The sequence below is a fragment of the Vibrio sp. C8 genome (assembly GCF_054051265.1).
This window is the reverse complement of sequence record NZ_JBPAOE010000011.1, coordinates 296,329-320,476: the sequence shown is the minus strand read 5'-3', so window position 1 is coordinate 320,476 and position 24,148 is coordinate 296,329. Positions and strand designations below refer to the sequence as shown.

Annotated in this window: 15 protein-coding genes; 2 read left to right on the top strand and 13 right to left on the bottom strand. The window is 45.0% G+C overall.

The annotated features are described in order from the left end of the window. Window positions 1-155: 155 nt before the first annotated feature. The gene (locus tag ACRQQK_RS07460) at window positions 156-1,304 is read left to right on the top strand and encodes an efflux RND transporter periplasmic adaptor subunit (protein ID WP_457510663.1); all 1,149 of its coding nucleotides are present in this window, start codon (window positions 156-158) and stop codon (window positions 1,302-1,304) included. An 8-nt stretch (window positions 1,305-1,312) separates the two neighbouring features. After that, entirely contained in the window at window positions 1,313-4,450 is a 3,138-nt protein-coding gene (locus ACRQQK_RS07455) for an efflux RND transporter permease subunit (protein ID WP_457510662.1), read from the top strand. A 114-nt stretch (window positions 4,451-4,564) separates the two neighbouring features. Here ACRQQK_RS07455 and nirD read toward each other — a convergent pair whose 3' ends face one another. The 13 genes from nirD to lolA all read right to left on the bottom strand — a co-directional run bounded on the left by nirD (window position 4,565) and on the right by lolA (window position 24,143). Beyond that, window positions 4,565-4,906 (bottom strand): nitrite reductase small subunit NirD, encoded by a 342-nt coding sequence (nirD, locus tag ACRQQK_RS07450; protein WP_457510661.1) that lies wholly within the window; start codon window positions 4,904-4,906, stop codon window positions 4,565-4,567. A gap of 2 nt (window positions 4,907-4,908) precedes the next feature. After that, complete coding sequence (nirB, locus tag ACRQQK_RS07445) at window positions 4,909-7,389, bottom strand: nitrite reductase large subunit NirB (protein ID WP_457511103.1); 2,481 nt, start codon at window positions 7,387-7,389, stop codon at window positions 4,909-4,911. A 14-nt stretch (window positions 7,390-7,403) separates the two neighbouring features. Further along, window positions 7,404-8,231: an ABC transporter ATP-binding protein gene (locus tag ACRQQK_RS07440; protein ID WP_457510660.1), complete on the bottom strand. Its 828-nt coding sequence runs from the start codon at window positions 8,229-8,231 to the stop codon at window positions 7,404-7,406. Window positions 8,232-8,243: 12 nt separating this feature from the next. After that, window positions 8,244-9,212: an ABC transporter permease gene (locus tag ACRQQK_RS07435; RefSeq protein ID WP_457510659.1), complete on the bottom strand. Its 969-nt coding sequence runs from the start codon at window positions 9,210-9,212 to the stop codon at window positions 8,244-8,246. Window positions 9,213-9,311: 99 nt separating this feature from the next. Next, the gene (locus ACRQQK_RS07430; RefSeq protein ID WP_457510658.1) at window positions 9,312-10,694 is read right to left on the bottom strand and encodes a CmpA/NrtA family ABC transporter substrate-binding protein; all 1,383 of its coding nucleotides are present in this window, start codon (window positions 10,692-10,694) and stop codon (window positions 9,312-9,314) included. Between the two features lie 277 nt (window positions 10,695-10,971). Further along, on the bottom strand, window positions 10,972-11,559 hold the full coding sequence (locus ACRQQK_RS07425) for an ANTAR domain-containing response regulator (RefSeq protein WP_457510657.1): 588 nt from the start codon (window positions 11,557-11,559) through the stop codon (window positions 10,972-10,974). Between the two features lie 155 nt (window positions 11,560-11,714). Then, window positions 11,715-12,668 carry a glycosyl transferase family protein gene (locus ACRQQK_RS07420; RefSeq protein ID WP_457510656.1) on the bottom strand — a complete coding sequence of 318 codons (954 nt, stop codon included), beginning with the start codon at window positions 12,666-12,668 and terminating at the stop codon, window positions 11,715-11,717. Window positions 12,669-12,695: 27 nt separating this feature from the next. After that, window positions 12,696-13,568, bottom strand: coding sequence for a uroporphyrinogen-III C-methyltransferase (cobA, locus tag ACRQQK_RS07415; RefSeq protein ID WP_457511102.1), 873 nt, complete (start codon window positions 13,566-13,568; stop codon window positions 12,696-12,698). Between the two features lie 16 nt (window positions 13,569-13,584). After that, window positions 13,585-16,206, bottom strand: a complete 2,622-nt coding sequence (locus ACRQQK_RS07410; RefSeq protein ID WP_457510655.1) for a molybdopterin-dependent oxidoreductase — start codon at window positions 16,204-16,206, stop codon at window positions 13,585-13,587. A 276-nt stretch (window positions 16,207-16,482) separates the two neighbouring features. Continuing rightward, complete coding sequence (locus ACRQQK_RS07405) at window positions 16,483-20,502, bottom strand: polysaccharide lyase family 8 super-sandwich domain-containing protein (protein ID WP_457510654.1); 4,020 nt, start codon at window positions 20,500-20,502, stop codon at window positions 16,483-16,485. Window positions 20,503-20,762: 260 nt separating this feature from the next. Beyond that, window positions 20,763-22,070: a serine--tRNA ligase gene (gene serS / locus ACRQQK_RS07400; RefSeq protein WP_457510653.1), complete on the bottom strand. Its 1,308-nt coding sequence runs from the start codon at window positions 22,068-22,070 to the stop codon at window positions 20,763-20,765. A 102-nt stretch (window positions 22,071-22,172) separates the two neighbouring features. Continuing rightward, on the bottom strand, window positions 22,173-23,522 hold the full coding sequence (locus tag ACRQQK_RS07395) for a replication-associated recombination protein A (protein WP_457510652.1): 1,350 nt from the start codon (window positions 23,520-23,522) through the stop codon (window positions 22,173-22,175). Between the two features lie 24 nt (window positions 23,523-23,546). Next, window positions 23,547-24,143: an outer membrane lipoprotein chaperone LolA gene (lolA, locus tag ACRQQK_RS07390; RefSeq protein WP_102942701.1), complete on the bottom strand. Its 597-nt coding sequence runs from the start codon at window positions 24,141-24,143 to the stop codon at window positions 23,547-23,549. Window positions 24,144-24,148: the final 5 nt, after the last annotated feature.

Genomic DNA, 24,148 nt, shown 5'->3' with positions numbered 1-24,148 from the left:
CGCAAAAACAATAAAAACCAAAAGCTTCTGACTTAGCGTTGAACAACTCACCGCTAAGACGGAAGTTAACCACGTCGTCTATTCAAAACAGGCTCATCCAATGACAGCAAAATGCTGCGTTAAGAGATTAACCATCAAACCTACAGGTCCTAATAATGAGATTCGACAACAAGTATGTCCTAACTTCTACAGCTATTGTTTCCCTACTTCTTTTGGGCTGTAAGGACGTCACACAAAAACAGCAAGTTACCGCGCCAATCGTCGAAACCGTAACAATGCAGGCTTCGGAAATTACGCCTTACCACTCATTTATTGGCAGAACAGTCGCCGAGAACGACATAGATATTATGCCAAGAGTGAATGGAGAACTGACTGAAGTTCACTTTAAAGATGGCGATATGGTGGAGAAAGATCAGGTATTGTTTCAAATCGACCCTCGCCCCTATAAGGCTGCACTGGCATACGCAAAAGCATCAATACAAAAAGCACAGGCAGAACTCTCTCTTGCTAACCGCGAAGCAGACCGAGCGAAGAAGCTGATTAAAGATAAAAGCATCAGTGAACAACAGTACGATGATGCCATCGCTAAGCAGGCGACTGCCACAGCGTCAATGAAAGGTGCGGAAGCTTCGTTGCTTTCAGCGCAGCTAGACCTTGAATTTTCAACCATTCGAGCTCCTTTTTCTGGTCGTGTCGGATTTAGCAACTATCGTGTGGGTGACCGCATCACGACATTGCAGCTAAAACCTTTAGTTTCTCTAACACAAATTGATCCCATCCACTTTCGATTCAATATTGATGAAAAACTTTATCGACGCATACGCAACGTTGTCGATGCAGTAAGAGCTGAAGACGGAAAGCTCGATGTGGACTTGGCCCTAAATTTATCAGACGGCAGTGAATACCCAGCGGACGGTAAAATTTACGCCGTAGGCAACAAAATCGATCTTGATACTGGTTCAATTCAAGCCGAAGCCACCTTTGCCAATACCAAATACTCACTGATGCCGGGTGAGTACGGCAACTTAACCATTAGCCTCAAAGGCAAAACCATAGAAGGGTTACTCGTCCCTGCCGCATCAGTGCAGCAAGACCAGTCTGGTGACTACGTAATGGTGGTGAACAAAGACAGCGTCGTTGCTCGACGTGAGATCGACTTGGGGCAAACATACGGTACCAACAAAGCAGTGACAGCCGGATTGGCAGAAAACGACAAAGTGATTGTGAAAGGATTACAAAAAGTTCGTGTCGGCATGAAAGTGCAAGCCAACGATATCAGCGAACCAGCGAATAAGGCGAGTTAGGCACAATTATGTTAAGTAAATTTTTTATCTATCGACCTAAATTTGCATTGGTTATTTCGTTAGCGATGACGCTGATGGGGCTTATCGCACTAAAAGTATTGCCCATTTCGGAATATCCACAAATTTCACCTACTGTTATTACCGTCAGCACCATGTATCCCGGAGCAAGTGCTGATGTGGTAAAAAAAACCGTTGCTCAGCCGATTGAAGCGAAAGTCAACGGGGTTGAAGACATGATATATATGTCATCCGTTATCGGTAACGATGGATCGTATACCTTGCGGGTTTATTTCCGTGTTGGTGCTGATGGCGATATGGCACAAGTTCGTGTCAACAACCTTGTCTCTCAAGCGTCTTCCTCTCTACCGCAAGAAGTTAACCAAATAGGTGTCACTGTTCGTAAAAAGTCTTCCGATATGCTCGGTGTTATCACTTTACGATCACCAAAACAGACGCACGATAGTATCTACCTTTCAAACTATGCAGACCTGAATATCGTTGAACGCTTAAAACGCATTGAAGGGATGAGTGATATTGCCTTGTTGGGCAAAAAAGACTATTCCATGCGTGTTTGGCTACAACCGAATAAACTGGCGTCTCTAAAGCTCTCTGCATCGGATGTAATTAGTGCGATAAAAACGCAAAACGTACAAGTCGCAGCCGGTAAAATTGGTGGTATGCCGGCTCCAGACGAACAACAACATCAGTATGTTTTACAAGTTAAAGGGCGATTACAAACCACGGAAGAATTTGAAAACATCATCGTTAAAGCCAATGCGAATGGCTCACTAATTCGTCTAAAAGATGTGGCACGTATTGAAGTCGGCGCTCAGGGCTATGAAGCCGATGGCCGAATGAATAACCAACCAGCTGCGGTTCTTGCACTTTATCAACTACCTACCGCTAACGCATTGGCAGTAATGGAACGCATTAAAGAAGCGATGAAACAATATGAGAAATCATTTCCTGACGATCTCGTTTATGACATCGCCTACGACTCAACAGAGTACGTAGAAACATCAATTGACGAAGTTTATGAGACACTGATTATTGCCGTGTTGCTGGTGACATTGGTCGTATATGTGTTCCTGCAAAACTGGCGTGCAACCATTATCCCAACACTTGCGATTCCGGTTTCAATTATTGCGACCTTTGCCGTAATGGGCGTTATGGGTATGACCATCAATACCATTTCGTTATTTGGTCTGATTCTCGCCATCGGTATCGTGGTGGATGACGCCATCATCGTGGTCGAAAACGTCGAAAGGGTCATACATGAAGAACATTTAGACCCCATACCCGCCACCATCCAAGCGATGAAAGAAGTCACTGGGCCAGTACTGGCCACAACCTTGATCCTTCTTGCTGTATTTGTTCCGGTTGCCTTGCTCCCGGGAATTTCAGGAAAAATGTTCAACCAGTTCGCCGTAACCATTTGTGTATCCGTACTGATTTCGGCTGTAAACGCGCTAACATTAACACCAGCATTGTGCGCTTTGATGTTGAAGTCAGAGCATTCTACCCCTATCGCTCCGTTGCGTGCGTTTAACCGTGGTTTTGAAGCGATTACGTCCAAATATCGAGGGCTTGTAGGCTTTCTTGGTCAACGTATGTTTCTGAGCATAGCGATTTATAGTGCTTTAATTGCCACACTGGCCTTCAGCTTTATGCAAATCCCTTCTGCTTTCGTTCCTAACGAAGACAAGGGCGTATTTATGGTGGAAATGCGCTTACCTGACGCAGCCGCTTTGCAACGTACAGCACCATTGATGGAAAAATACGTGAATGAGTTACGCCAACTCGACGGTGTAGAAAACGTGGTTTCCGTAGCGGGCTTCTCGGTGATTAACATGGCTGCGATTCCCAACTCAGGTATGTTAATCATCAAATTGGATAACTGGAGCAAACGTAAAGACCCAGCGTTGCAACAACAAGCCCTGATGCAAAAAGTTAATCAGATGCTCAATTCCAACCCAGATGCAGCTTCGTTTGTATTCGCAACACCCGCAATTAAAGGCATGGGCGCCGTTGATGGTTTTAACTTGGTATTGCAAGACAACTTAGGTCGTTCTCCACAAGAATTGGCGAGCACAACAGCGGATTTCGTAGCAAAAATAAACCAGCTGCCAGAAGTAGCGAGAGCATTCTCAATCTTCCGTGCCAATATTCCGCAGCGTTTTATTGATGTCGACCGAGATAAAGCCATCTCATTGGGCGTGCCATTGAACGAAATATTCTCCACCTTACAGTCGCAACTGGGTGGTGCCTATATTTCCGATTTCAATAAATTTGGTCGTTCATATCAGGTAAAAGTTCAAGCAGAACAACAATATCGCGACAATATTGATGATATCGGAAATCTCTATGTGCGAAGTGCGACAGGAAATATGGTGCCATTGGGTACACTGATAAAAATCAAACCTATTTTCGGCCCAGATACACTCTCAAACTACAACATGTTCAGCGCAGCTACTGTCAATGGTGCGCCAGCCCCAGGCTTCAGTTCCGGCGATGTGGTGAAAGCGATTGAGAAGCTGGCTGCTGAAGAACTGCCAAGTGGCTATTCGTACGAATGGTCGGGTATGACCTATCAAGAAATGAAAGCTGGCAACATGGCACCAATTGCGTTTGCGCTCTCTTTGATCTTCACCTACCTATTCTTAGTTGCTCAGTATGAGAGTTGGACCATTCCGGCTGCGGTAATGATGGCGGTACCTGTGGCGGTATTGGGCGCGGTTGCAGCATTGATAATGGCAGGCCAAGCCTTCGACCTGTATGTACAAATTGGTGTGGTGATATTGATAGGTATGTCCGCCAAGGTAGCAATTTTGATCGTTGAATTCGCCAAAGTTCTGCGCGAAAACAAAGGGCTCTCAATTCTTGAGGCGGCGATGGAAGCAGCTCGAATCCGTTTCCGAGCAGTACAGATGACTGCGTTTGCTTTTATCTGGGGTGTATTCCCACTGGTGATCGCATCTGGTGCGGGTGCCGCATCACGCCATTCCCTCGGTTTCGCTGTGTTTGGGGGCATGATCTTGTCAACCTTTGTTGGCACACTACTCACCCCCGTGTTCTTCGTGATGATGCAGACACTGCGTGAGAAGTTTAAGAAAAAACCTGCCGTTATTGTTGACGACAAACATTAAATAATAAGGGCGTCTTACCTAAGTAAGACGCCCTTATCTTTTCTATATGCCACCTAAATTCGCGATTAAACGCTCTTAATTCAAGACTTTTAACCGTTCGCTAGTCACTGGTATTTAGGCCGCAGCAACGTTTGAATTTGCTAGATACACTTCCCCATCGTCTATGTAAACAGACCATGTTTTTAGCTGGAATTCTGGCTTCTCAACACATTCGCCCGTTTCGAGTTTAAAGTGTTGTTTATACAGCGGTGAGGCAACACAAATCTCACCTTTCACATCACCGACGATACCGCGACTGATCACATTCGCCTGACCAATCGGATCCCAGTTCTGAACTGCAAACACTTTCTGCTGGGTATGAGGAATCAAGAACAGTGCGACCTGCTCCCCCCAAATTAACGCTCCGCAACCTTGCAAAGGCATCAGTTCATCCAGTCTACAAATACGTTCCATCATAATTAAAGCTCCTGAACTACTGGGATACGCTGTTCGCGTATACGTTGATAAGGTAGCGCCATGCTTCCCTCTTGGTGGTTAATAAACGGGCGGAACTTACGCAGTTTCTCTTCCGATTCAACCGTGCTCTTCCATTCACACTGATAAGAATTAATGACATGTGACATTTGCTGCTCTAACTGTTCACACAACTCTAGAGAGTCTTCAATCACGACTTGTTTCAGATAGTCTAATCCGCCTTCTAAACTCTCCAGCCATACTGACGTACGTTGCAGTTTATCTGCGGTGCGTACATAGAACATGAGCACACGATCAATCAGTGCAATCAGCTGCTCTTTTGATAGATCGGATGCCAGTAAATCGGCGTGACGAGGGCGCATACCACCATTACCACAAACGTAAAGGTTCCAGCCGTTTTCAGTGGCAATCACACCAATGTCTTTGCTTTGTGCTTCAGCACATTCACGAGTACAACCCGATACGGCGAATTTGAGTTTGTGTGGTGAACGTAGACCCTTGTAACGGTTTTCTAGCTCAATCGCCAAGCCGACGGAATCGTCCACACCGTAGCGACACCATGTTGAACCGACGCAAGATTTCACCGTACGCAGAGACTTACCATAAGCATGCCCTGTTTCAAATCCAGCATTGATCAGCTCACGCCAGATTTCAGGTAACTGCTCCATTTGCGCGCCAAACAGATCAACCCTTTGACCACCGGTTATCTTGGTGTAAAGGTCATATTTCTTAGCGACTTCACCCAGTACAATCAGTTTATCCGGTGTAATTTCTCCACCCGGAACACGCGGCACAATGGAGTAAGAACCGTCTTTCTGCATGTTTGCCATGAAAGCATCATTGGTATCCTGCAAACGACTGAGTTGCGGTTCCATAATGTGCTCGTTCCATAGCGAAGCGAAAATTGATGCCGCTGTTGGTTTACATAAATCACACCCTAAACCGTGCCCGTGTTTATCCAGTAAGGTATCGAAATCTTTAATCTCTTCAACCTGACAGATATGGAACAGCTCTTGGCGTGAATATTCAAAGTGTTCGCAAACGTGGTTATTCACTTCCATACCCATAGCGACCAGCTCTGCATCGAGAACCGATTTCACCATGCTTGAACAACCACCACAGCCAGTACCCGCTTTGGTTGCTGCTTTGAGATCATTCAACTCTACCGCACCTGCATGAATGGCTTTAACCAGCGCACCTTTCGTCACGTTATGGCAAGAACAGATCATGGTGTCATCAGAGACTTCGCCACTGAGCGAAGAGGTATCAAACAGCAGATAAGCAGGATGTTCCGGCAATACCGTTTTGTTTAAATAAGCTTGCAGCAACGCATCGTAATCAGAGTTATCACCGACAAGAATGGCACCTAAAAGCTGAGTGCCACTTTGGTCAACCACCAGCTTTTTATAACTGCCGGTACAGGTGTCCTGCAAAACCAGCTCTTGAGCGCCTTCCGTTTGCATTTGCGCGTCACCGATAGATGCCACATCCACACCCAACAGTTTCAACTTGGTACTCATATCTGCACCAGTGAAATCGCCGCCCAGTCCCATAATTTGACCAGCAACCGCACGAGCCATTGCATACCCCGGTGCAACCAAGCCAAAGATGCGTTGTTGCCATAATGCACATTCACCAATGGCGTAGATGTTTGCATCGCTGGTCTGGCAACTATCATTAATCACAATACCGCCACGTTCACCGATTTCTAATCCACATTGGCGAGCCAATGCATCTTGCGGGCGGATACCTGCCGAAAAGACAATCACGTCCACTTCCAAAGGTTCTGCATCTTTAAACACCATACGGTGTTTTGCTGTTTCACCATCAATAATTTTTTCTGTCGCAGTGGATGTAAGAACGGTTAAGCCGAGCTTTTCGATTTTCTCTTTAAGAATCGTACCCGCACCATCATCCAACTGCACTGGCATTAAGCGGGGCGCGAATTCGATGACATGCGTTTCCACACCCAAAAGACGCAACGCGTTTGCGGCTTCTAAACCCAGCAAACCACCGCCAATGACCGCGCCCGTTTTTGCTTTATCACAAGCGTTACGAATCGAAGACAGATCATCCAAAGTTCGATAGACAAAAATGCCGTCACGCTCATGGCCCGGCACTGGCGGAACAAACGGGTACGAACCTGTTGCTAGCACAAGCGAGTCGTAACCCAGAACATCATCCCCGTCTAAAATAATGCTCTTTTGAACACGGTTAATCGCCGTCACTTCACTGCCTAATATCAGATTGATGCCGTGTTTTTGATACCACTCTTCACTGCTTAGCATTAAGTCTTCATGAGATTTACCTGAAAACAGAGAAGAGAGTTGTACACGGTCATAGGCGATAAATCGCTCTTCACCAATCACAGTAATACGTTTTTCTAAATGAGCTTGCTGCTCAACCAATTTCGCAACAAGGTGATGTCCAACCATTCCGTTGCCGACAATAACGATATGTTCCATCATGAGACTCTTCCTTAAGCCGTTTTTGCTATAGGAGCAGCAACCTTCTGAGCTGCTTCTGTTTTGGTTTGCTTTTCATACAAAAAGCGCAGTACCGATTGACGATATTTTTGATACGTCGGGTTGTCTGCCAACGCGACTCGGTCACGTGGTCTTGGTAGATCAATATCAAGCACTTCGCCCACAGTGGCAGCAGGGCCATTGGTCATCATGACGATTTTGTCTGATAACAATACGGCTTCATCCACATCGTGAGTAATCATGATGACGGTGTTATTCAGCTCTGCCTGAATCTTCATCGTTGCGTCTTGCAAACGTGCACGTGTCAACGCATCCAGTGCGCCAAACGGCTCATCCATCAACAACACTTTCGGTTGCAACGCCAGTGCACGAGCAATACCAACGCGCTGCTTCATACCACCTGAAATTTCATCCGGCTTTTTATCTGCTGCATGATCCATTTGAATCAAATTCAGGTAGTGTTCCACCTGCTCTTTAATCCAGCTTTTCGACTTACCTTTGGCGATCTGTTTCACCGCCAGTTCAACGTTTTGATACACGGTTAACCAAGGCAATAGAGAATGGTTCTGGAATACAACGGCACGCTCAGGTCCCGGTCCATCGACCTCTCGACCATCCAGAATCACACCGCCATCAGTTGGGTTATGCAGCCCTGCGACAAGGTTTAACACGGTTGACTTACCACAGCCTGAGTGACCGATAAGTGAAATGAACTCGCCTTTTTGAATTTGCAGATCGACGTTTTTCAGAGCCACAAATTCACCTTGTGGCGTCGGGAAACGCATGCCGAGTTGTGATAAATCTAAAAATGCTTTTGACATGAAATTTCTCCCCTAGCGAAGTTCTTGTTGTTTGTTCCAAGACAAGCGTTTTTGCAGTTTGAGCATGCCGCGATCCAGCAGCAGACCAATAAAGCCGATAACAAACACCGCAACCATAATTCTGCCCAGTGATGCTGAGCTACCGTTTTGGAATTCGTCCCAAACGAATTTCCCTAGCCCTGGGTTTTGCGCCAGCATTTCAGCCGCAATCAGAACCATCCACGCAATACCCAGTGATAAACGTAATCCGGTAAAAATCATTGGAATCGCAGAAGGCAAAACAATGGTACGAATGTGTGCCCACCAAGAGAGGCGCAATACTTTGCTTACGTTGAGCAGGTCTTTGTCTACGCTGGTCACACCCACCGCTGTATTGATAAGCGTTGGCCATAAGCTACAAAGCGCAACGGTAAAGAGTGAGTTGACGAACGATTTAGCAAACATTGGGTCATCACTGACATAAGTCGCACTTACCACCATGGTGACAATAGGTAACCAAGCCAGCGGTGATACGGGTTTGAGCAACTGAATAATCGGGTTAAACGCCTGATACATGCCTTGATTTAGCCCCAACACAATGCCAAGCGGAATGGCGATAACAGAAGCCAGCAAAAAGCCTGCGGAAACCGTGACTAAACTGGTACCAATTTGGTCAAAAAAGGTGGGTTTGCCTGTGTATGGACGAATCTTCACTTCTGCGTCTGGATTCTTAGCCAATTTGGCTTGATTGCGTTTTTCTTGTCTCTCAATAAATGCCACTTCTTTCTCTCGTTCCTTAAAGTGCTCATCAACCAAATTGCTGAACTGTGTAAAGGTTTGAACTGGGCCCGGCAAGGTACCGAGTGAGGTCTCAACCTGCTTAGCAGCCAAGTGCCAGAACATAAGAAAAAAGCAGATTCCAAGCATTGGCCACAAGACCATCTTGCTTTGGCTCACAACTTGAGTGCGGCTAGGAATCAGTGAAATAACATTGGTCGACATAGCAAACTCCTTGGCTATTTGTCTTTTAGGGTCTGTCGCCCTAGAACTTCCGTGTAAATCTGTTTGCTTGGAGACTCTCAGAGCCTCCAAGCGTGAGGCTTAAACTTTATCTTTGCCTTTTAAACCAATAGAGAACTTCTCCAGATAAGCATTCGGCTGACGGCCGTCATACACGATGTTGTCGATGAAGTGTTTCTGCGGAGCACGGAATCCATCCATCAGCTTGAAATCTGGGAAATCCTTCGCCGATAACGTGCCATCTTCAATCAAAGACTGAGCCGCTTGTTGATAGATGTCTGGGCGATACACTTCTTTGGCTATGTTCATGTACCAATCATCAGACTGCTGTTTTGGAATTTGTCCCCAACGACGCATCTGAGTGAGGTACCAAATCGCATCGCTGTAGTACGGATAAGTAGCGTTATGACGGAAGAAAACGTTGAAATCAGGTACATCGCGCTTATCTCCTTTTTCGTACTCAAATGTACCTGTCATAGAGTTGGCAATGACTTCTGCATCCGCACCCACGTACTGACTTTTCGCCAGCAATTTAACTGCTTCTTGTCGGTTAGCATTGTTGCCTTCATCTAACCAATACGCTGCACGAATCAGAGCACGCACCACTCGCAGATGGGTGTTTGGGTATTTATCTGCCCATGCTTTAGACACACCGAAAACTTTCTCTGGGTTGTTTTTCCAGATCTCGTAATCCGTTACGACAGGAACACCGATACCTTTGAACACTGCCTGCTGGTTCCATGGTTCACCAACGCAATAGCCCTGAATTGTGCCCGCTTCCATGGTAGAAGGCATTTGTGGAGGAGGAGTGACACTTAACAGCACATCGGCTTTTAGCTGACCGCTGTTATCACCTGTAATAGGCGCGTAGTAACCTGGGTTAATACCACCGGCAGCTAACCAATAACGCAGTTCGTAGTTATGAGTGGAGACAGGGAATACCATCCCCATGTTGAACGACTTACCTTCGTCACGATACTTAGAGATAACAGGCTTCAAAGCGTCCGCTTTAATCGGGTGAGCAATTTTCCCGTCACTTTCTTTAGCAAGGAATGGCTTCATTTGTTCCCAAGTGTTATTGGAGACAGTAATCGCATTACCGTTCAAATCCATGCTAAACGCGGTGACGACTTCTGCTTTTGTACCTATGCCAATAGTGGCACCAAGAGGCTGGCCAGCCAGCATATGTGCACCATCCAGTTCACCATCTATCACTCGGTCTAACAGAACTTTCCAGTTCGCTTGCGCTTCTAACGTGACGTATAAACCTTCGTCTTCAAAATAACCTTGCTCGTAGGCAACCGCGAGGGGTGCCATATCAGTCAGCTTAATAAATCCAAATTTAAGATCTTCAATTTCCGGCTCACCAATCTCTGCAGAAGCAGTGGCACTGAGCAGTGAAGCTGAAGTTGCAAGTGAAGCGCCGAGCACTAAAGTGCGCATCCATGGCTTGATATATTGCATCGCAATACTCCCTTTCCTTATAACGAACCCAAAAACAAAAAGGCGCTACTGCCCGAATGAGCAGTAGCGCCTTTGCTATTTCTTTCATCACCGCCGTTGATGATGTCCGAAGTTATACTTTAAATTTATCTACAAATAGTAATCCAATTTGTATGCCATCTTTTATATTTATTACTTTTCAACTACTTAACTAAAAAAATGTGGATTTATACTAATTACACTGCATTTCTAAGTGCAACCTGCACCAAATCAACAATTTTCTCCTACCCCCAAAGTATTAATTACCATTGATACTATCGAAGGTACGAATCACGTTCTTAGCAACTTGCGCCATAGATAAACTGGATTGCATCGCAGAACTTCTTAATACGCGATAAGCGTTTTCTTCATCGATAGCATGCATCCTCATCAGCAATCCTTTGGCTTTTTCAATCCACTTTCTCTCTTCCAATTTTGCCGTCAACAGCTGTATTTCTTGTTGTAACGCAACGCTTTGATCACGAACCTGAATTGAATAATCAATCCAAGGTTTGAGATCAAATGAAGAATCAAAAGGAAGAATAACGAAATCATTAGACTGAGGTAGTCTATTGATATCATTCGAATTTAGCTGTTTAAGAATAATAAGAAGCGGGATTTTTTTGCTCTTGCAAAACTCAACAATCAGACGTAACTCCGCCGTTGGCTGACGCCAGGAGACCACCACAATTGAGCTGCTTTCACGCCCAACCATCTTCTCTAACTGTACAAGCTGACAAGCTAATATATGATCGTAATGCAGCGCCAACTTGGCGCTGATATCTGCTTGATCACTAATACTGTCACTACATACAATGACTGGCTGAGATGCTGTTGAAGGTGACATAACCATTCCCTGTTTGATCGAACTCTTTAATCAATTGAGCAAGGAATGTACCAATCTATTTAATTGAAATTTAATACAGTAAAAACAAATAATTAGAATGGATTATTTAAAATAATTACCACTTTATAGGTATATCGAAATAAGCAAAACACAGATTAATGATTGAGTACGTGCGCTTTCCAGAACATATACGCGGTTTCATACGCCTTTTCTCTATCATGGGACTGCGCAAACAGCACAGCTGCCATGGTCGAAACCACGGTATTTGCCATCATCTGCAGGTCTTCTTGTGGCGTATTCATAGGGCAGTTCGCCACCGTTTCAATTTCTGAAACGTACTGTTCTGGCCAATAAAAAGACTCTACGCCTGAAGGCTGGCTCAGCCAAACCGTCTGGCTGACTTTAGGGTTGTATTCCGATTCCCCAGACACCCCTTTAAACGAGATAACCGCGTGTGACGTTTTACCAATGACATGTTCGACTTCTGCATGCAACTGTTGGAAACCGGGATGAAAACTACCGCGAATCCCGATTTTGCCTCCACCGGGATTGAGTGCTCGAACCACGGTATTAATGGGGGTTCTTAACCCATAGCGGTTTTTCCAACTGATCATTAACTCTGCTTGTGGCGCGAAAGCATTCAGAGGCAAATAAGCAATGCTCCCTGTCTGCAATAGCAGTTGTGCGTGTTCCGTGTTTGACGCCATAGGAATGCCGAGTGCAGTCAGATAGTCTTCAGCATGCTCACGTGAAGCGGGCTTATCGTTATAACCATGAAGCAGCACTTTAAAACCGTTATCGGCGAGGATTTTTGCCGCCAACAGATGCCAGGGTTTACCAGCGGTTGCACGTTTTCCCGCGTAGCATGGCCAGTCGATATCAGCGCCAAGATTAGGAACACGCGATTGGAATGCTTTTACAAAACCAGCGATTTCGTCATTGGTTTCATTTTGGACTCGAATCAGCATTAAAAGCATCGCCATTTGATCATCATCGCACTCGCCATTCAGGTACTCATCCATCACCTGAAATGCTTGATCAAATGTGAGCGGTTTTCGTCCTCGCTCCCCTCGTCCTACTGTTCGAATACACTCTTTTATTATGCTCATGACAACCTCATCGCTTACAAATAAAGCTTATAGATGCGCAGACTCCGCTTGAAAACGTGTCGCTTGTGCGGTTTGAATTAACTGTTCTCTAAGCTTGACCACATCGCCCATAATAATCAATGCTGGACTTAGTCCTTTTAGGTCATTTGCTGTTTGTGTGAGCTGATGAAGCTCAAAGGTAACAACCGTTTGATTGACTGAGCAGCCTTGTCCAACCACAGCAACAGGAGTGTCCGCCGATAGACCATGCTGAATTAATCCTTCTTGTATCGAACTCGCATTCTCCAGTCCCATATAAAAAACCAGCGTTTGACCGCTAGCGACCAGCCCCGCCCATGCAGGAAGAGCGCCAGTGACCACTTGACCTGTAATCAGTGTAACACTGCGAGAGACTTGTCTATGAGTCAAAGGGATCAGAGCGCTTGAAGAGCAACCGATAGCAGCAGTAATCCCCGGAATCACTTGATAAGCGATATTGTGCTTAACCAATTCCAGCGCTTCTTCCCCTCCACGGCCGAAAATGAACGGATCACCGCCCTTTAAACGTACAACTTGCAGCCCTTTCTGTGCAAATTCCACCAGCAAGCGGTTGGTTTCCTCCTGTTTAAGGCTTGGCAATCCACACCGTTTACCCACGTAGACCATTTCTGCATCAGGATTAACAAGGTCGAGTATCTCGCGTCCAACTAAGCGGTCATAAACTACAACATCGGCTGTTTGAATCACTTTTAGCGCTTTCACCGTTAATAAATCAGGGTCGTTTGGTCCTGCACCAACCAGATAGACAAAACCTTGTTTTCCATTCGAAGGACTGTGGCGCGACAAATTAGGTGTATCACAATAATGGCGCTCATGAACCGTGAAGCTTTCTCGTGTTTGAGCAGTCGTATTTGATCTCATTTTCATAGCAAATTCCTTATGCCTTGCTCACAGCAATCGTCTGATAGCTTTTAAGAATTTTGTTGACTTCCGGCAGGCATGAACCGCAATTCGAGCCACATTTCAGTTTGGATTGGAGCTGATTTAAAGATACACACCCGTCCTCTTCTATGGCAGTTTGAATCTGCTTATCAGTCACTCTAAAGCAGCTGCATACCAGCTGACTTTGCGCCTTTTCTCCCGCAATCGAGATAATAGAGTTCAAGCTTAGTGGCTTGCCGATTAAGGCTGTGATTGCCGTGTAATCTTGCTCCAGTGGATGCGGAGAAATGAGCAACACACCCGTAACCGTCATCTGCTGTTGATTGCCAGTTTGACGGCCTATCACCATCATCCAGCCTTGTGGCAGATCCCAACGGAAAACCTTTTCTCCTTGACCGACAGAAAACATCGATTTATCCAATTTAGTGAGGTTGGCAAAACGTGTAACAGCAGCATTGTCATCCAGTTGATAGCTACTGTAATCGCAGCTAGGTAAATCTCTCTCCTGCCCAACATAGATGCCATAGCTTTGCATCTGCACGGCAGCAATATGCACGTTTGAAGATTTGAATGCAGGCTGACCTGAAATTGGATCGACCACACTTGAAACCGTTCGGTTAACTTGAGACTGTCCACCATAACGTCCCGCCCAATGCATCGACATAAATAGCTGTTTACCGCTGAGCCCATCATCAAATTTCACCTTGGCAAAAATACACGAATCGGATTCATCCGAGATACCCCGTATCGCAGCGCTGTAACCTTCTTGTAGCCCTATCGTTTCTGCGCTGAGTTTGTTGACATAAATCGTTGGCTCAACTTCTCCCGCAGCGAGTTTTGCGATATGACCTGTCCGCGTCATGGTATGCCACTGATCACGCAATCTACCGGTGTTTAGCCACCAGCTATTCATCACCGTCGAAGGTGCAGTTACCGCAACAAATTGAGCTTTACCCGAAGGGGTCGAAAACACGCCATCACGGTAAGGCGCTTCTGTTTCTAACGGCCACTGCGTCGGTTGCCAGTTCGCATACTCTTCATCGCTTATAGAAGCGAATTTAGAGAGATCGAACAGATAATTTGAATTAGTGTTGATTGCGCTGAGACCCGCAAACTCACGAAAAACAACCGCTTCACTGTCAAACTCAAATCCAGATTCACAGTTCAACTTTGAGCACAGCTTTTTCCCTACTTGAGTCATCGCCCACCAATCAGGTTTTGCTTCTCCCGGTGCGGGTAGAAACGCGCGCTGACGAGACATACGACGCTCAGAGTTCGTCACCATCCCCTGTTTTTCGCCCCAACCTGCGGCTGGTAACACAAGGTCAGCGTACTCTGCCACATCGCTTTGTTCGGTAATGTCAGACACCACCACAAATTCACAACTTTTTAATGCTCGGCGAACTTGGTCGCTATTCGGTAACGAAACAACGGGGTTGGTTGCCATAATCCACAGCACCTTAATTTTCCCTGCTTCGACAGCTTCAAACAGCTCAACAGCCTTAAGGCCGGGTTTGGCGGCAATTGATGGTGATTGCCAATACTCTTTGACTAAACGTACCGATTCAGCATCAAAACCACGATGCACCGCGAGCTGGTTTGCTAGCCCACCGACTTCTCTACCACCCATCGCATTCGGTTGTCCGGTGAGAGAAAATGGGCCACAGCCTTCTTTACCAATTTTGCCACTGGCGAGATGAGCGTTAATGATGGCATTACCCTTATCAACACCAGATTCAGACTGGTTAATCCCCTGACAAAACAGAGTCAATGCTTTAGGTTTCTGGCTAAACCAGTGATAAAAAGTCATCACTTCATTGAGGGTTAAATTTAAAGCGCGAGCCACGTTTTCTAACCGGTATTGCTCACACTTCACTTCTTTTTCCAACTCAGAAAAGCCTTCTGTTGAAGCATCAATGAAACCTTCATCCAGCGCATTCTGGTCTATCAGGAAACGGAGCAAACCGTTGTACAGCAAGACGTCACCATCATTTTCGATTGCAAGGTGCAAGTCTGCCTGTTCAGCGGTGACGGTTCTTCTTGGGTCAATGACCACCAGTTTCAAATCAGGATTGTTTTCACGTGCTTGTTGAATACGCCTAAACAGTACTGGGTGAGTCCATGCGGTATTGGCACCAAGCAAAACAAGTAAATCAGCATGAGCAATGTCGTCATAATTCACCGGAACCACATCTTCTCCAAAAGCGCGCACATGTGCCGCCACAGCAGAGGACATACAAAGTCGTGAATTGGTATCTATATTTGCGCTACCGACATAGCCTTTCATTAGCTTATTCGCAACGTAGTAATCTTCAGTCAGTATTTGCCCTGAAACATACATAGCCACAGAGTCTGGACCGTGCTTTTGTATTGCTTGATAAATTCTTTGTGCTATCTCATCACTCGCATGATCCCAAGAAATCTCTTTTCCTTGCATCTTGGGATAAAGCAGACGGGATGGCATTGCTAAGCTCTCTTTTAACGCTGAACCTTTCACGCACAATGCTCCCTGATTGGCAGGATGCTGACTATCACCTACGACCGAATCTCGATTCGCAACAACACCACATCCGACACCACAATAGGGGCATGTCGTTTGAATTTTTTTTACTGCCATCATCACTTCCCTGCTCTTATGACAAATAAAAAGACGCCTTACTTCTCAGGGAAGTAAGGCGTCTTTGCCTATAACGGTTAACTTGGGCAAGTTAACTATAATCAGATTTGGTTTAATGTGTCATAGCAATACGGGTGCCAACAATAATATCAATAAAAATCAATGCTTTAACCAATTCAGACTCGCTAGTTACGCACTAACAGTGTGCAAGTCTGCGCCAAACCGTAACGAACATACTAACCCCAAAGAAGTATCCGCCGTATTGCTGCTTACAACTTATTCCAAAATTAATTGCGGGCCGTTATAGCCAAACTCTTTGGTCGCAAAACTGACATAGTCACCCATGTAATCTGGCGTTAAATCAGCGAGTTCAAACACTAGTTTATCCTTCTGATCTGGCTGAACAACGCGCATCAAGTCTGTCACATCTATATCAATCCATTTCCCTTCTACTTCCCTACCTAAATAAGTCGGTGGAGACTCTTTGACCATCGTCACTTGAGGGAATGTGCTATAGGTTGTCTCGAGCTCATTCCAATTGGTCGTATGAACTAATCGTGCGACTATTGAGCGCTTGACTGTTGCATCATTTCTAATGCCTCGAACAAATAACCGCAGAGTGGCCTTGCTTATATTCTGTAGTTCAACCAAAGAAAGATCATATCGAACTAAACTCCTGCGATGGTTCACATCAGTACCATTTTTAACCTGCATATACCCCAAATTTCCGTATTGGGTAGATAAGTGCCCACCGCCTTGGACAAATACATCTTCGACAGGCAGATGAGTCATATAGCCATTGAATGCTTGGGGATCATCAAGCGTATAAATACCCTGATTTGGTTCAAGTTCGAAAGAAACGCTGCTGCCCGTCTTATCTCCTCCCGGAGTCACAATACGGTAAGTTTTCACCACACCGTTATCTGAGATTGTAATGTTAATACCTCTATAAGCTTTAGCAGGAGTAGAAACGGTGACTTTCGTAGAAGAACCATTTCTATCCAGCACAATCACGGAAGGAGAATCTACTTTGATTTTATAAGCTGGAGATACTTCTAACTCACTAGCGACGAAGAACACGGCACTAATGATGTTATTACCCGTATCTTCAACAGCATGTATTCCCCTTGTGTTAGAGAGTACTTTGACTGGTATATTCTGTTGGTACTCAGACATTTTCTGCACATCAATGTTCGGCAACATAATATATTGAAACGACTTATCCTTAGGTTCCGAGCCATGCGGAATAGTTAAAGTAAAGACATCTTTGCTTATTGGAGTACCATCAGCAGCAGACGCTTGACGTCTTTCAACCGAAGCTAAACGATCTGAGTAATCCCAGAAAACATAACCTACACCATCATGATGTATCCAAGGGTAACTAGAGATATTGTGATTACCCATGACTAAGTTGTCTCTGTTGCTTAACGTTACCGGTCCTTTCAATGCTGTTTGGTTAATTGTTGTATATACAGGTTCTAAATGCGTTGAACTAATGCCAGACCCAAGTACAACAATCTGCTCACCAAAACTGAACCAAGATTTATTGGCATAAAGATAATCCCGAACGGTCGTTGAAGGGGTCCAAATATACTGTTGAGCTGGACCACTTCCAACGATACGGTACGCACTCATATTTATAGATGCAGTTGTCACACCAACTTTGCCGTTTGTAGCTCCGCCATAAAATTCCATATAACGCAAAGTATCTGAATCATATGTGGGTGCCAGAGGATATTGCGGCATAGTAACGCCTGGGATTTTCGTAAAATCAAGCACAGAATTAAGACTGTCCTGTTCCTTGCCAGATTGAATTAACGAAGTACTGCCAAGTCCTAACCAAAATTTTAAGTACGCTTCATCTTTGGTATCAGCTTCTGGTAAAGCGCGTATTGAGTCCATTTTAATGCCAAACATGAAGTTATCAGTCGCAGTCACCGTTGAATCAGCGAGCAAGAACTGTTTGAAACCATTCAATCCGGTAATTTGGTTGTCATACACCTGACCCTTGTAGGCTATCGCTTCGTCGTAACGAGTGGGGAAAAGAGATGCGACCATATCCATGCTAGAGGGTAATGTGTTGATGCTCGCCACAGGCTGATTCGTTTCAGTTTTCTGACTAATTTCGCCACTGGCTATATCTGAGCCCAACTGTTCAAAGCTCTGCATCCAACGTATACCGTCAAGCAGAATGCTCGCTAAAATTTGAGCGCTGTACTCGCTAAACTTCCAAGGAAGATCGCTTACGTTGTAAGCCCAACGCAAAATGGAATAAAAAGTCTCCTCACCTGTTTTTCCACTATTTAGCTGTTGGTTTAAAAACGAAGACCAATCCGGTGACTCACCACTCACGGCTGTATCTAGTATCATCTGAGCCAACTCTTCAAAACCAGCACTCACGAGAGATTCTTGCTGACTCAACAGCCCGTAATATATGCTGGTAACCGCTTCATCAACGCGATTTAAGCCTAGTTGTTGCTTGCTAGGTACATTAGCTAAGAGACTGACAACTTCCAGCTTTAAGTCTTCACGTAAACCATCACCCAATAAGAATGCAACCTGCGCCAATGAATGGAATTCTCCATACTCGCTCCACCATCCTGTCATAACTGGTTTCGTGATTAACCAGAAATTTAAAGCCTTGTTTGCAAGCAGCTTATATTCTTGGCTATTAGTTTTACGAAACGTAGCGGCAATGGTTTCCAGCCTTTTTAAATGCTGACTTGCTGGCCATCGATCGTTATTTGTTTGCTCATAGTCTATATCCAACCAACGACCATCCGCTTGCAAACCGTAAATAAGCTCCGATGTTAAAACGTCTAAACTCTTAGACTGGCCTTGAGCAACTCCTTCCTCCACTGCGACAAGATCTTCCAAGACTCTAGTGAGCAGTGTGTTTAAATCTGCAGAGGCATGAGTTTGAAGTGGTTGCTCTTGAGTATTATGGGGAGGAGGATTTTGTGTCGTCGCTTCAATGTCCGTACCAGTTGTTAATAACTCTGATGCTATCGGCGTCTCGTTTGGCAGGCTACTCCCTGTAGTTTCTGTCTCAGTAACAACGTCAGATGAAGTACCTTCACCCGTTCCTTGTTCGGATTTCAAAGGTTGGTCTACCGCTGGAGAATTGCTCTCTGGAAGCTGAACCGTGCCTTGAGTATCTGTGCCCGTTGTCACTACCGCTGAAGTTGATGTAGCCTCGCTTGCCAGGTTACTCCCTGTAGTTTCTGTTTCTGTCTCTGTCACAACACCAGATGAAGTACGTTCCAGAGTTTCCTGTTCGGAACCTAAGGGTTGGTCTGGCGATGGAGAATTACTCTCGGGAAGCTGAACCGCACCTTGAGTATCTGTGCCCGTTGTCACTACCTCTAATGTCTGCAGAGATTCGTTTGAAACCTGACTTTCTGTCGTTGATGTCTCACTCGCTACTTCCACAGTTGGAATTACCGCTTTTACTGGTATAGCCCCTTCAGACTGTTTTGAATCGCTAGTATCCGTTGGCGTCGGACTTTGAATGTTAGGCACTGATAATCCGGCCTCAACTGTTTGTGAGTTGTCACTTGGCTCACTGACATCAGGAGTTTCTTGTTCATCAACAACTACCGGTAGGAGGTTTTCAGAACTGACTAAGCCAATATCTGTTTCTAAATTATTAGTAGAACGCTCGTTAAAAGCAGCAACCGCCATTTCCAAATCTGGATGAGATTGAACAAGTTGTTGATGTGTTAATAGGGTTTCAGCTTCGGGCATTACGCTAACCAAGCTATGAGACAGGGCTTGAAGCTTTTGATTATCTTGCTTGTTGAGGAACTGTAGCAGCTCTTGCTCGCTCACCTCATCAATAATTGCAGCCACCGTCATTGTCGCTTGTGCAAAATCGAAACCTTCTGTTTTTTGCTTGGAGTAGACAAGATGTGAAACGGGCGAGATTCTTTGAACCCCAACAGGCGCTACCATCATGTAAGATTTGCTGACTTTCTCACCTGTCATTTTATTGATAGTGCGATCTTTTATTGCTGATGCAATTAAAGAATACGCTTGAGGTACTTTGTCTATCGTTGCTACATCTAACAACACGTTACCAGCCGAATCTGTGTATGAGTTAGGTTCTCCAGCATCTAATTGGTAGTTGTTATTTAAATCTAACCAAACAAGTGCATCTTGAAGAAGCTCATCGGCCACTTCGGCCTGATAAACAGTGGCTTCAGTTTTTGTATCCGCTCCAGAAGAATCTTCACCACCGCAGCCAACAATGGCTCCAATAGACATGGCGAGAATAGATAATCTAAGTGATTTCACAATAGCTCCTTATCAAAACACAACCAGTGCATTTTTTTGCACTAAGATCACATTCCAAGAAGGGTATTGAGTCGCCTAGTAAGCGTAAACTTATGAACTAATTTGCATCGGCGCAGTTCTAGTTATTTAAGTTTAATTTTTAAAAAACAGGAACCTATTCGCAAATATCCTAAAACCAGTCTCGATTTATAGGAATAAAAAAACACCGAACTGTTTCGAGATCGGTGTTTAGTAATAATTGCTTGATCAGCTAATCTGCATTAGCCGATATGAGTCGCGCCACCCATGTACTTCTGAAGCACTGTAGGAATTTCGATACGACCATCTGCAAGTTGGTTGTTCTCAAGAATGGCAACCATTGTACGGCCAACCGCTAGACCAGAACCGTTTAGTGTGTGTACAAGTTCTGGTTTCTTCTCGCCTTTACGACGGAAGCGCGCTTGCATACGACGAGCTTGGAAATCCCACATGTTTGAACATGAAGAAATCTCACGGTAAGTCTGTTGTGCTGGAACCCAAACTTCTAAATCGTAAGTTTTGCGAGAACCGAAGCCCATGTCCCCAGTACATAGCACGACTTTACGGTATGGAAGCTCAAGAAGCTGCAATACTTTCTCAGCGTGACCAGTCAATTCTTCTAGCGCTGCCATAGAATCTTCAGGCTTAGTGATTTGTACTAATTCAACTTTGTCGAACTGGTGCATACGAATCAAACCACGAGTATCACGACCATATGAACCGGCTTCAGAACGGAAACATGGTGTGTGAGCCGTCATCTTCAACGGAAGATCTGCTTCATCAGTGATGGTGTCACGCACTAGGTTTGTTACAGGTACTTCCGCTGTAGGAATCAATGAAAGCTTACGCGGCTCTTCATCGTTTACTTTTTCAGTTAGCGGCTCAGTGTGGAACAAGTCTTGACCGAACTTAGGAAGCTGACCAGTACCAAACAGGCTGTCCGCATTCACTAGGTAAGGAACGTACATTTCAGTGTAACCGTGCTGTTCTGTGTGCAGATCCAACATGAACTGCGCAATTGCACGATGTAAGCGCGCAAATTGGCCTTTCATTACGATGAAACGTGCGCCAGTGATTTTAGTTGCGCTCGCAAAATCTAAACCATCACCCATTTCGCCAAGGTCTACGTGATCTTTTAATTCAAAGTCGTAAGTCTTTGGCTCGCCCCAACGTGCAACTTCTACGTTGTCGTTTTCATCTTTACCATCTGGCACAGCATCATCTGGGATATTTGGTAGCGTTTGTGTAATCGCATCTAGCTGAGCTTGAACTTGGTCCAATTCAACTTTTTTAGCATCAAGGTCGTCACCCAATGTACCGATCTGCTTTTTGATCTCTTCAGCGCCTTCTTTGTCGCCTTTAGACATCAATTGACCGATTTGCTTAGAGATCGAGTTACGCGAGGATTGTAAATTTTCAACTTCTACTTGAATGGACTTACGTTGTTCTTCAAGTGTACGAATTGTATCGACGTCGAGTTTAAAACCGCGACGTGCCAGTTTTGCAGCTGTTTCATCCAGCTCTGTACGAAGTAATTTAGAATCCAGCATTGTTAATCCTATGCTTTTGAGTATCGAAAAGACGTAAGTGCTTGCTTTTTAAGCAAGCCATACGTATTGAATTTTTAACTTGTCAAAGATAACGAAAAGACACTATTTTTCATAGCGCTTTTGTGGGCTTTTTGCGTCTAAATCCGCCAGATAATCTAACTTTTCACCAATCTTCGTCTCTAAGCCTCGATTTGTTGGCTGATAATAGCGGGTTCCTGTCATTTCAGGCGGCAAATATTGTTCTCCGGCAGCGTACGCACCGGGTTCATCGTGAGCATAGCGATATTCAGCACCATAACCTAAATCTTTCATCAAACTGGTTGGTGCATTTCGCAGATGATGAGGCACTTCATATTCAGGCAAGTTATGAGCATCAGACAATGCTTGTTTCCATGCCGAATACACCGCATTGCTTTTTGGTGCGCAGGCTAAATAGACAATTGCTTGAGCTATGGCTCGCTCGCCCTCGGCAGGGCCTACGCGGGTGAAACAATCCCAAGCAGACAAAGCCACTTGCATTGCTCTAGGATCTGCATTACCGATATCTTCAGACGCAATCGCTAATAAACGTCGAGCAATATATAACGGGTCACAACCTGCAGAAATCATACGTGCAGCCCAATACAAGGCTCCATCGGGGTTTGAACCTCGGATAGACTTGTGAACCGCCGAGATCAAGTCGTACCAAATGTCACCTTTGTTATCAAAGCGAGAGACTTTCTCTCCTGCGACTTCAGCCAGAAGACTTAAAGTAATGAGCTTGTTCCCATCACTATCTTCTTCCGCCATATCATAAAGTAGCTCAAGGTAGTTGAGCGACATTCGCGCATCACCGTTCACCAACTCAGATAATCGCTCTAAAACGTTATCTTTAAATACGGCTTTGGTTTTACCTAAGCCCCGCTCAGTATCATTCACCGCTTGCTCTAGAGCCTGATGAATTTCTTCTTTACTTAAAGACGTCAGCTTATAAACACGCGCTCGCGATAACAGAGCGTTGTTAAGCTCAAACGAAGGGTTTTCGGTAGTCGCACCAATAAAGGTTACTGTGCCGTCTTCAATATGTGGCAGAAAAGCGTCCTGCTGCGATTTATTAAATCGGTGCACTTCGTCGACAAACAAGATGGTACGGCGGCCAGTCAGCTTATTCTCACGAGCTTTTTCAATCGCAAGACGTATCTCTTTAACACCAGAGGTTACCGCCGAAACTCTCTCCACTTCCGCATTAGCATAATTTGCCGCCACTTCAGCCAGCGTTGTTTTACCGGTACCAGGAGGCCCCCACAAAATCATTGAGTGAATTTGTCCTGCTTCCAGAGCCTTACGCAATGGCTTACCGACACCCAATATGTGTTGCTGACCAATATATTGGTCAACGGTTTGCGGACGCATACGTGCGGCAAGGGGACGAAAATCTTCGTCCCCTGAAAAATCTAAAGAGTAGTTACTCACTGTACCAATTACCTAGATCCATCGTTAGTTACGTTGGTCATCAACTTCAACGCCGTCAGGCACATCAAATGTGAATCGATTCATTGCCGGCTTTTGCTGTTTTACATCATTAAAACTGAACAGGCTTTTCTGACCATCTTGTTCTAAAACATTAAAACCTTTTACCACACCTTTTTCATCAATCGTGATTTGAAATTGCCCCTGATTTGATTCAGCAGCGGTTGGAGTCAAGGTAAACACATCATTGTCTTGTTCAACTTTGTAAGCATCCCAATCGCTGGTGCGGTTGCGAGTAAGCAATACAAATGGTGTCTGCTCCATCGCTTGTTCTTGGTTATAGATAGTGACCTGTTCGATAAATGGGCTGTAATACCAGAGCGACTCGCCATCAGAAACCAGCAAATTTTCATCAGGATCAAGCGTTTCCCAACGGAAAAGACTTGGACGTGCGATGTCCACTAAACCACTTCCATCCATAACGATTTCGCCATCTGGACTGATAACTTGTTGTTCAAACTTGGCGCTGAACCCATCCGTCAGCGCAAGACGCTCACTTAAATTCTCTTTAGGTGTCGCCAATACAGAGAAACTACAGAATAAAAGAGCTAACCATTTTTTCATTGCTA